Source organism: Streptomyces sp. ATLC9, from assembly GCF_057196705.1.
Genome location: NZ_JBXUOY010000626.1, coordinates 1 through 323, shown reverse-complemented (window position 1 = coordinate 323; position 323 = coordinate 1). Strand labels below are relative to the sequence as shown.

At 72.4% G+C, this 323-nt stretch carries 1 pseudogene; it reads right to left on the bottom strand.

The annotated features are described in order from the left end of the window. A pseudogene (locus AC2CJA_RS27380) lies at positions 1 to 323 on the bottom strand (IS701 family transposase); the annotation flags it as partial.

Genomic DNA, 323 nt, shown 5'->3' with positions numbered 1-323 from the left:
GCAAAGGTGACCGCGGCGGGTGACCAGCACAGGTAGAAGGCGAGTTCGCCGGTGGTGCGGTTGCGGCGGATGAGCAGGTGGCGGTGGCCGTCAGTGCCGATGTGGGTCCAGGCCCAGTCGTAGTAGCGCTCGCCCTTCGCACCACGGCCGGCGCTTTGCCGCTGCCAGGCGGTGGCGGGCAGCCGTTTGGCGACGGTGTCCGCGCGGACGGGGGTGCGGCCGCGGTTGATCCGTACCCGCGTCGAGCAGGCGACGGCCATCACGTAGCCGGTTCCGCGTGCCTCGAGGGCGGCGCGAAGCTGGGGGTCCTGCCCGTAGGCCTC